Below are 8,834 nucleotides of genomic sequence, written 5' to 3'. Positions count from 1 at the left end.
CGGTAATGTGCGATGAACCAAAAAAAAGCCCGGCCGGAGCCGGGCTTTTTCGTTGCGCCTCGAGGGCGCCTGCTTTTGCGGCGTCGAATTACGAAGCGCTGCTATCGGTGCTGCCGGGCGTCGCCTGCGATGCATCCGACGGCGCGGGCGCGCTCGCCTTCTTGGCCGTGCTGCGCTTGCGCGTGGTGGCCGTACCGGCAGCCGCCTTGGCGGTGGAACCGTTCGCCGTGCTCTTGCGCGTGGAGGCCGTCTTGCGCTTGGCGGCCGTGGTCTTGCTCGCGCCGGCTTTGGCGCTGGCAGCCGACGTGCTCTTCTTGCTGCTCGCTGTGCTGCGGCTGGTCGAGGCGGCTCGCTTGCGGGTGGAAGACGCCTTCTTCGTCTCGCCAGAGAGCTTGCCGAGCACGGACTTATAACCGCTGGTTACAACCTTGCTCAGCTCGTTGGTGGTCTGCACCAGCAGATCGATGGTGTCCTTATAGGCCGACACGATCTGGTCGCGGCCGTTCGGGACATAGGCCTGCGGGTTGTTGGCAACCTTTCGCACACCGTCCTTGCGTGCTTTCTCGAAGCTCGTCTTGGCTGCAGCGAAGACGTTTTTCGCCGCGCCGATCTCGGTATTGGCCAGCGTCTGGCCATTCTTGGTCACGACGCCTACGGCCTGGCGCTGTGCATCGAAATAGGCCTTGAACGCATCCTGATAGTTGCGTCCGACGGTTCCAACGCGATTGCGTACGTCCGAAACGATTTCCTGAATCTTCATGTCTGGCCCTCTCACAATTAGTTTCTTTTCATTTGCTGCGTTGCAGCATCCACATAGACTAACGCTCGTGTTGCAGCGCGTCAAACGCGCCGAATTACCGCCACCGCGTTGCGCGCAGGCCGAGTTACTGGATATCCTTACACGATGAACGAGCTCACCGAAAAACAGCGTCGCGTTTATGCGTTTATTCGCGACACGATCGCCGAACGCCATACGCCGCCCACCCGCGCCGAGATTGCCGAAGCGCTTGGCTTTGCCTCGGCAAACGCGGCACAGGCGCATCTGCGCACGCTCGAACGCAAGGGCTTTATCGAGCTCAATGCCCGCCTGAGTCGGGGGATTCGGCTGACCTCGACCGACGACGCGCCCGAGCCCGACGACGTTGCCGCTGCGCATACGCTCAACCTTGCGGTGATCGGTCGTGTCGCCGCGGGCGCGCCGCTGCTCGCGGTGGAACATGTGGAGCGCCATTGCGAAGTCGATGCGGGGCTGTTTTCGCGCCGGCCGGATTATCTGCTTCGCGTCAGCGGCGACAGCATGATCGGCGTCGGCATTTTCGACGGCGACCTGCTGGCCGTGTCCCAGGCCAGCGAAGTGCGCAACGGCCAGGTCGCCGTGTTTCGGGTCGAGGACGAGGTCACGGTCAAGCGGTTTGCCCGCGATGGCCAAACGGCACGGCTGCAGGCCGAAAACCCGGACTATGCCGATATCGTGGTCGACGCCGAACGCGAATCGCTGGCGCTGGAAGGTATCGCAGTCGGCGTGATCCGCAGCCTGCAGTAGGCCCTAGCCGGCGCACGCGCAGTGCGTGCGCCGGCACCACAATCGACGGCTAGGCGCCCGAGCGTGCGCTACGGGCTTCGGGGCTATCGGGGCCCGGTACGATCACGGCTTCGATACGGCGATTGGCACGCCGTCCTTCGGCGGTGTCGTTGGACGCCACCGGCTGGGTATCACCGAAACCGCGGGCGCCGATACGTCGCGCCGGTACACCGTTTTCCACCAGCTGCTGGGCGACGGCCCGTGCCCTTGCGGCCGAAAGCGCGAGGTTGAATGCGCGCACCTTTTCTTCCCGGGTTGGCGCCTGTTCGTCCAGGCCGGGGTTGGCCGCCACGAACCGGTCGATGGATTCCGGCGACGGGCCGACGCTGTCGGTATGGCCGAAAATTGCCACGCCCACGGTCGGATGTGCCTTGAGCAGATCGGCAAGCTGGCGCACCGTGGTTTGGGACTCAGCCTTCATGCGTGCGGTGCCGGTTTCGAACGACACGTCGCCAAAGCGGTCCGGCACCACCTGCTGACCCACCAGCTTGCGATCGGCCGGCGATACCGGCTGAACCGCGCCGGCGGCCGGCCTGCTGCCCGCGGCGGGCGCCGCTTGATCGCCGCGCGCCTTGAGTTCGTCGTTGACCGCGATCAGCTGTTCGAGATTGATTTCGCGTACCGCGGTATAGCGCGCGATTTCTGCCAGCCGCTGGGCCCGGTGGGCCTGTTCGGCTACCGCTACCAGCTTCGCATTGGCCGGACGCTGCTTGTTGGCCAGCGCCTGCCAGCCCTGCTCGGCCTCCTCCAGTGCGCTACGCGCCCCGGCCAGCTCGTTGGCCGCGTATTGCTCGACATCGGCCTGGGCTTCGGCCGCGGCGAGCGCTTCGCGGGCGTTGTCCAGCGGGGCGAAACGCGCCTCGCCATCCTGCACGCGCTTGACCTGGCTTTGTAGCGCGGCGTTCTGTGCGTTGATGCCGGTAAGCGCCGGGCTCGGCGGCACCACGTTGTTTTCGAATACCGAACAGCCGGCAATGAAGGGCGCCAGGCCGAGCGCGATCATCCAGGATTTGTTCATCGTTCGCCCTCCGTGGCGGCCGCAGCAGAGCCATCGAGTTGCCCCTGCAGCTCGGCCAGCTTGGTCTGTACCGCCTTCGCCTGGGTCTGGGTCAGCGCCGAGCGGGCATCCAGTTCGGCGGCTGCCACCAGCGCCTCGACCCGGTCACGCTCGGTGTCGCTGAGTTCGCGATTGGCACGCGCCGCGCTGTAGAGAATATCGCGAGCGGTAGCAATACGGCGCCGCGAGGCATCGACCGCACGCGGCGCAAAGGTATCGGCATCCGCCGCGCGTGCCTTGGCCAGCGCCTGTTCGGCCGGCGCCAGTACGCTTTCGTCAGGCGCGCTTGGCGCGACTACCGCGTTCGATGCACAGCCCGCACTCGCGAGGATCACGAGCCCGGCAAAAAGTGCCCGGATCAGAAGGTTCGACATACTCGCCGGCATGCGGCTTCTCCATTGTCTTGACGGTGCGCCTGCCGCGTTCGGCCGCCACGGCCGGCTCGACAGGCCCGGGATTCTAACAGCGCTTTCGGTATCAGCCACGCACGGCCGCATGGCGGGCGGCCTCGAGCGCGCTGGGCCGACCGACGTCGATCCATTCGCCGCGATGCTGCTCGCCGCTGGCCCGTCCCTGGCCCAACGCCTCACGTATGACCACGGACAGCGCAAAGCGTTGCGTATCGCGGCTTGCGAATCGTTGCGGATCGAATACGCCGATACCGGCATAGGTCAAACGCGGCTCGTGATCGACCAGCCGGCCATCGACGAGGCCGAAATCGCCCTGCGCATGGTGTTCGGGGTTGTCGACCAGCACGCAGTGGGCATCGGCATGGCGGCGTTCGTGCAGACGTGCATAGTCATAGTCGGTGAACACGTCGGCGCTGATCAGGGCAAACGGGGCCTCGCCCAGCAGCGGCAGGGCACGCTTTATACCGCCACCGGTATCCAGTTCGCCGGGCGTTTCGCGGCTGTAGTGCAGGCGCAGCCCCCAGCCGCTGCCGTCGCCGAGCGCGGCCACGATCTGTTCGCCGCGATAGGCGACGTTAATCACCACGTCTTCGAATCCGCCTGCCGCCAGCGCGTGCAGGTGATGACCGATCAACGAGCGGGCCCCGACTTCGATCAACGGCTTGGGCGTTTCGTCGGTGAGCGGGCGCAGGCGCTCGCCGCGCCCGGCGGCCAGAATCATGGCTTTCATGGGTGCGCTCATGGTGCGGACTTCGCCAGCAGCGGGGCCAGCCCCTGCAACGGTTCGTATTCGGCCACCACGGGTTCCAGATAGCGCACAAAGCGAGGCGTATCGGCGAGATAGCGCGGCTTGCCGTCGCGGTGGGCGATACGCGCAAAGATGCCCAGCACCTTGAGATGACGCTGGGCGCCCATGAGTGCGAGGTCGCGCTTGAAGGTCGCGAAGTCGTCGCCAACCGGAATACGACGTTCACGCGCGGCATCCCAGTAGTGGCGTGTCCAGCCCTCGACACGATCGGCCGGCCAACTGATGAAGGCATCCCGAAACAGGCTCGCCAAGTCGTAGGTTACCGGCCCGTAACGAGCATCCTGGAAATCGAGCACGCCCGGCAGCGGGTGGCTGACCATGAGGTTGCGCGGCATGTAGTCGCGGTGCACGTAAACCTGCGGCTGGGCACAGATTTCATCGAGCAGGAAGGTAAAGGCGGCATCGATATCGGCCTGCTCGCTGGCCGTGGGCGTGTAGCGCAGATGGCGGGCCAGATACCAGTCGCGAAACAATTCCAGCTCGGCAGCAAGCGTGGCCCGGTCATAGTCCGGCAACACCCCGGGCTGGCTTGCCTGCTGCCAGTCGATGAGCGCACCGGTGGCCGCGCCGAACAGCGCGTCGGCGTTGTCGGCATCGAGCACGTCGAGAAAGGTGCGTGTGCCCAGATCGGTCAGCAGCATGAAGCCGCGCTCGTAGTCGACCGCCAGCACCCGCGGCACGTTCAGGCCCGCCGCAGCCATGAGTTCGGCAATGCGTACGAACGCCGGGTTGTCCTCGCGCTCGGGCGGCGCATCCATTGCGATATAGCAGTTTGCCGCCTCACCCTTGCCCACCCGGGCGCGGAAGTAGCGTCGGAAACTCGCATCGGCCGAGGCGACCGTCCAGCTCGGCATGGCGTCGAGTTCCTGCGCGACCCAGGCTTCGAGTGCTTCACGACGGGTATCGCGCGTGCTGTTCATGCAGTTCGCTCCCAGGCCTTTGGCGCGTCCTGTTTTATTGCGGGTATTCGAGCGGGTGCGCATAATCGGAGCGCATTGGGGGTTCGCTTGCGAACACAACCGCTTTCTGCGGCGCCGCGCCGTGGCCCGGGCCACGCGTTTCGCCACGTCCAAGGGTGAGACATCCCGCCGTGATTCGTATCGCTGTTCACTATTGTCGTTTCGGTTCCGGTCGTTTCGGTTCGGGTCGTTCAGAGATCGGCTGTTTGCGGCGCCAGTCGGCGTTGCAGCGGGGCCGTTTCGCACTGCGCCTGCCAACCGTGACACCGCTCGTGCTGGGCGTGTCGATTGTCTGTGTCGGCGCGCTGGCGGCCAAGCCTAGCATTGCCGCCGAAATGGGGTGCGCTGTCGATACCCCGCCGATCGCCCTGCCCGAGCCCAGCGCGGATTCCACCCTCGTGGCCGATCAGGCCAGCCTGCAGGACGAAGTGGCCGAGGCGACCGGCAACGTCCGGCTCGAGCGCAACGGTCAGGCCCTGGAAGCGCCGTTCGTGCGCTACGACCGCAAGAGCGGCCGGGCCCAGGCACGCGACGGCCTGCAATACTATCGCCCGGGCGTATTCCTGACCGCCGACAGCGGCGACGTGCTGGTCAACGACGAAACCGGCGAGTTCAATCAAGCCAACTATTCGATCCTCACCAACGGCGGGCGTGGCCAGGCGGCAACGGTAAACGCGCTGGGCGCGGGGCGTTTCGAGCTGACCGACGCCAACTACACCACCTGCGACGGCGAAACCAAGGCCTGGCTGCTCTCGGCGAACCGTATCGAGCTGGATCGCACCAGCGGACGCGGCGAAGCCTTCGATACCGTCATGCGCTTCTATGGCGTGCCGGTCTTCTATTCGCCGTACCTGAATTTCCCGATCGACAACCGACGCCACAGCGGCGTGCTGCCGCCGACCATCGGCAGCACCAGCGATTCCGGCTTCGAGCTGGCCGTGCCCTACTACTTCAACCTCGCACCCAACTACGACGCGACCGTCGTGCCGCGGGTGCTCGGCAAGCGCGGCTTACAGCTCGGTGGCCAGCTACGCTATCTCTACGCCCACCACCGCGGCGAATTCGACGGCGAATATCTGCCCAGCGACAACGAATACGACGACGACCGTGCGCTGTTTCATTTCGAGCACATCGGCCAGCTCACGCCGCATCTGGGCATCGAAGCCAACTACACCCGTGTGAGCGACGACCAGTATTTCGAGGATCTCAGCAACGACCTCGCCGGCACCTCGACCTCACAGCTCGAACAGGCAGTGCGCCTGACCGCGGTGGACACCGGGCTGCGCTTCACCCTGCTGGCCCAGGATTTCCAGACGCTCGACGACTACGACGAGGACAACGACAACCTCGATCGGGCGTTCAGTAACGAGCCCTACAAGCGCATGCCCCAGGCGCGCCTGGAAATGCTCACCCCGAGCACGCCCGTGCGTGCCGGCCTCGACGCCGAATTCAGCAATTTCCAGCGCGACGACGATATCGACGCCTACCGCGCCGAAGCACGCCCGCGCCTGCTCTGGGGCGTGGATCGCGGCGGCTGGTATGCCAACAGCGAAGCCTCCTATCGCGTGACCCGCTACCAGCTTCGCAATTTCGACAACGCCAACAACTTCAGCCCCGCGGATACCGGCGGCGACGATGTCATCACCCGCGATATTCCCCAGTTCACCTTCGGCAGCGGGCTGCGCTTCGCGCGCAGCTTCAACGACGGCTGGGTACAAACGCTGGAGCCGCGCGCACAGTATCTCTACACCGGTTACGAGGATCAGTCGGATATCCCGATCTTGGACTCCGGCGTGGCGGATCTGCACTTCGACCGCCTGTTTTCGGACAACCGTTTTGTCGGCTCGGATCGTATCGGCGACGCCAACCAGCTTACGCTGGGCGTGTCTTCGCGCTTTATCGAGCCGCAGAGCGGGCGCACCGTGGCCAAGGTCGACTTCGGCCGTGTCACCGGCTTTCGCGATCTGCGCGTGAACATGCCCGCCAGCGGCGAAGTCGGCTACGGCGATCGCGGCTCCGATTATGTCGCCGGCCTGGAACTGCGCCCGACCGAGCACATCACCGCGCGTACCACCGTGCAGTACGATCCCGACGACAGCCGCGTGAATCGCGCGACCGCAACCGCCAGCTATCGCACCGACGCCGGCTATCAGCTCGATCTGGGCTATCGGCGTTACAACGACTATCGGCCGCTGCGCGAAGTCGACCGTATCGACGACGACACCACGCGTACGACGCTGGTATCCGGCGCCTATGAAGACCTGGAACAGACCGCGGTCGGCCTGCGCGCACCGGTTACCGAAAACCTGGACGTACTCGGGCGTTGGAACTACTCGCTCGAGGAGAGTCAAAACGTGGAGACGCTGGCCGGCTTCGAATACCGCCCCTCCTGCTGTTGGGCAGGGCGTGTGGCCTGGCGGCGCTATGTAGCAAACAACGACGGCAGCATGGATACCGCCATCATGTTCCAGTTCGTACTCAACGGCCTCGGCCAGTTCGGTGACACCGTACAGTCGTTCGTCGACGACGACGTCTACGACGACAACGACCGTGGCCGCAGTTCGAGCAGCTCTTTTGATACCATCCGCTTCCCATGAGATATCTCCTCGCTACGGGCCTCGCGCTCGCCATCACGCCGCTGGCGTTCATCTCGCTGTCGGCATCGGCACAGAGCCTGGGCTTTCCCGACGACTACTCGTTGATGAGCCGCTCGTCGGACAGCGCCGATGCCGCGTCCACGCAACCTAACGCCCAGACCCTGGACGAAATCGTGGCCGTGGTCGGCGATGGCGTGATCCTGGAAAGCGAGCTCAACCAGGCGGTGGCACGTATCCGCGCCCGGGCCGGCGGGCGTGCCGATCAGATGCCGCCCAATATCCTGCGTTCGCAGGTGCTCGACCAGCTCATCATGCAGCGCTTGCAGGTACAGCGCGCACGCGAGCGCGGTATCGAGATAAGCGACCAGGAAATCGATGCCGGCATCGGCCGTATCGCCCAGCAGAACAACATGGACATGCAGCAGTTCATGCGCGCGGTGGCCGCCGACAGCATGACCATGGACCAGCTGCGCGAGCAGGTTCGTGAAGAACTGTTGGTCAGCAAGCTGCGCCGTCAGGAAGTGATGTCCAAGGTTTCGGTGAGCGACGAAGACGTCGACCGCTACCTGGAGAACCAGTCGCTGCGTAACGCCCAGGATCGCGAATATCGGGTACGCCATATCCTGTTGCCGGTCAGCGAGGGCGCCGATTCGGCCACCATCGAAGCCACCCGCGATCAGCTCGAAGCGCTGCGCCAGCAGATCGTCGACGGCGACACCGACTTCGCCGACGCGGCGGCGTCCTATTCCAAGGGCGAAAACGCGCTCGACGGCGGCGATATGGGCTGGATGCAGGGCAACTACCTGTCGCGCACGTTCCGCGATATCGTCCCTGCGCTGTCGCCCGGTGAAACCAGTGACGTATTCCGCGACAGCCAGGGCTTTCATCTGGTGCAGCTCGAAGACGTGCGCGGGCGCGATGCCCAGAATCAGCCCAAGGTCATGGTGCAGGAGGTACAGACCCGACATATCCTGCTCAAGCCCAACGAAATCCGCGACGCCGAACGTACCCGCGAGCTCGGCAGCCAGATTCGTGAGCGTCTCGAAGCCGGCGACGACTTCGCCGCGCTAGCGCGCGAATATTCCGACGACAGCGCGACCGCCAATCAGGGCGGCGACCTGGGCTGGGTGCAGCCCGATCAGCAGCGGCTCGATCCGATCACTCGGCGCCAGCTCGAGGCGCTGTCGCCTGGCGAGGTCAGCCCGGTATTCCAGACCCGTGAAGGCTACGAGATCCTGAAAGTCACCGATCGGCGCGAGCGCGATCAGACCCGGGAAGCGGCCCGCGACCGCGTACGCCGCACCCTGGGCGAGCAGAAATCGGTAGAGGAAGGCGAGCTGTGGCTGCGCAAGCTGCGCGACGAGGCCTATGTCGACGTGCGCATGCCGGGCTACCAGTCCAGCAACGGCGGCTAGGTCAAG

General features: G+C 65.1%; 8 protein-coding genes. 3 read left to right on the top strand and 5 right to left on the bottom strand.

Annotation, left to right across the window (positions count from 1 at the left end; genetic code table 11):
- Positions 1 to 88: 88 nt before the first annotated feature.
- Positions 89 to 760 carry a hypothetical protein gene (locus C84B14_RS17050; protein ID WP_353225882.1) on the bottom strand — a complete coding sequence of 224 codons (672 nt, stop codon included), beginning with the start codon at positions 758 to 760 and terminating at the stop codon, positions 89 to 91.
- Between the two features lie 144 nt (positions 761 to 904).
- Here C84B14_RS17050 and lexA point away from each other — a divergent pair, with 144 nt between their 5' ends.
- On the top strand, positions 905 to 1,543 hold the full coding sequence (gene lexA, locus C84B14_RS17045; RefSeq protein WP_353225880.1) for a transcriptional repressor LexA: 639 nt from the start codon (positions 905 to 907) through the stop codon (positions 1,541 to 1,543).
- A gap of 49 nt (positions 1,544 to 1,592) precedes the next feature.
- Here lexA and C84B14_RS17040 read toward each other — a convergent pair whose 3' ends face one another.
- The 4 genes from C84B14_RS17040 to C84B14_RS17025 all read right to left on the bottom strand — a co-directional run bounded on the left by C84B14_RS17040 (position 1,593) and on the right by C84B14_RS17025 (position 4,777).
- Positions 1,593 to 2,600: an OmpA family protein gene (locus tag C84B14_RS17040; protein WP_353225878.1), complete on the bottom strand. Its 1,008-nt coding sequence runs from the start codon at positions 2,598 to 2,600 to the stop codon at positions 1,593 to 1,595.
- A complete protein-coding gene (locus tag C84B14_RS17035; protein WP_348766961.1) occupies positions 2,597 to 3,025 on the bottom strand; it encodes a hypothetical protein in 429 nt (142 codons plus the stop codon). The genes C84B14_RS17040 and C84B14_RS17035 overlap by 4 nt, the downstream gene beginning before the upstream one ends.
- 91 nt (positions 3,026 to 3,116) lie before the next feature.
- A complete protein-coding gene (murU, locus tag C84B14_RS17030; protein WP_353225876.1) occupies positions 3,117 to 3,779 on the bottom strand; it encodes an N-acetylmuramate alpha-1-phosphate uridylyltransferase MurU in 663 nt (220 codons plus the stop codon).
- Positions 3,780 to 3,787: 8 nt separating this feature from the next.
- Positions 3,788 to 4,777, bottom strand: a complete 990-nt coding sequence (locus C84B14_RS17025; RefSeq protein WP_353225874.1) for an aminoglycoside phosphotransferase family protein — start codon at positions 4,775 to 4,777, stop codon at positions 3,788 to 3,790.
- Positions 4,778 to 5,076: 299 nt separating this feature from the next.
- Here C84B14_RS17025 and C84B14_RS17020 point away from each other — a divergent pair, with 299 nt between their 5' ends.
- Together C84B14_RS17020 and C84B14_RS17015 are read left to right on the top strand one after the other, a co-directional pair.
- On the top strand, positions 5,077 to 7,413 hold the full coding sequence (locus tag C84B14_RS17020) for an LPS-assembly protein LptD (RefSeq protein WP_353225872.1): 2,337 nt from the start codon (positions 5,077 to 5,079) through the stop codon (positions 7,411 to 7,413).
- A complete protein-coding gene (locus C84B14_RS17015; protein WP_353225871.1) occupies positions 7,410 to 8,828 on the top strand; it encodes a peptidylprolyl isomerase in 1,419 nt (472 codons plus the stop codon). The genes C84B14_RS17020 and C84B14_RS17015 overlap by 4 nt, the downstream gene beginning before the upstream one ends.
- Positions 8,829 to 8,834: the final 6 nt, after the last annotated feature.

Origin of the sequence: Salinisphaera sp. C84B14 (assembly GCF_040361435.1) — a bacterium.
Taxonomy (GTDB): domain Bacteria; phylum Pseudomonadota; class Gammaproteobacteria; order Nevskiales; family Salinisphaeraceae; genus Salinisphaera.
Note: the sequence above shows the minus strand (reverse complement) of the source record. Positions and strands in the feature narration are given on the sequence as shown.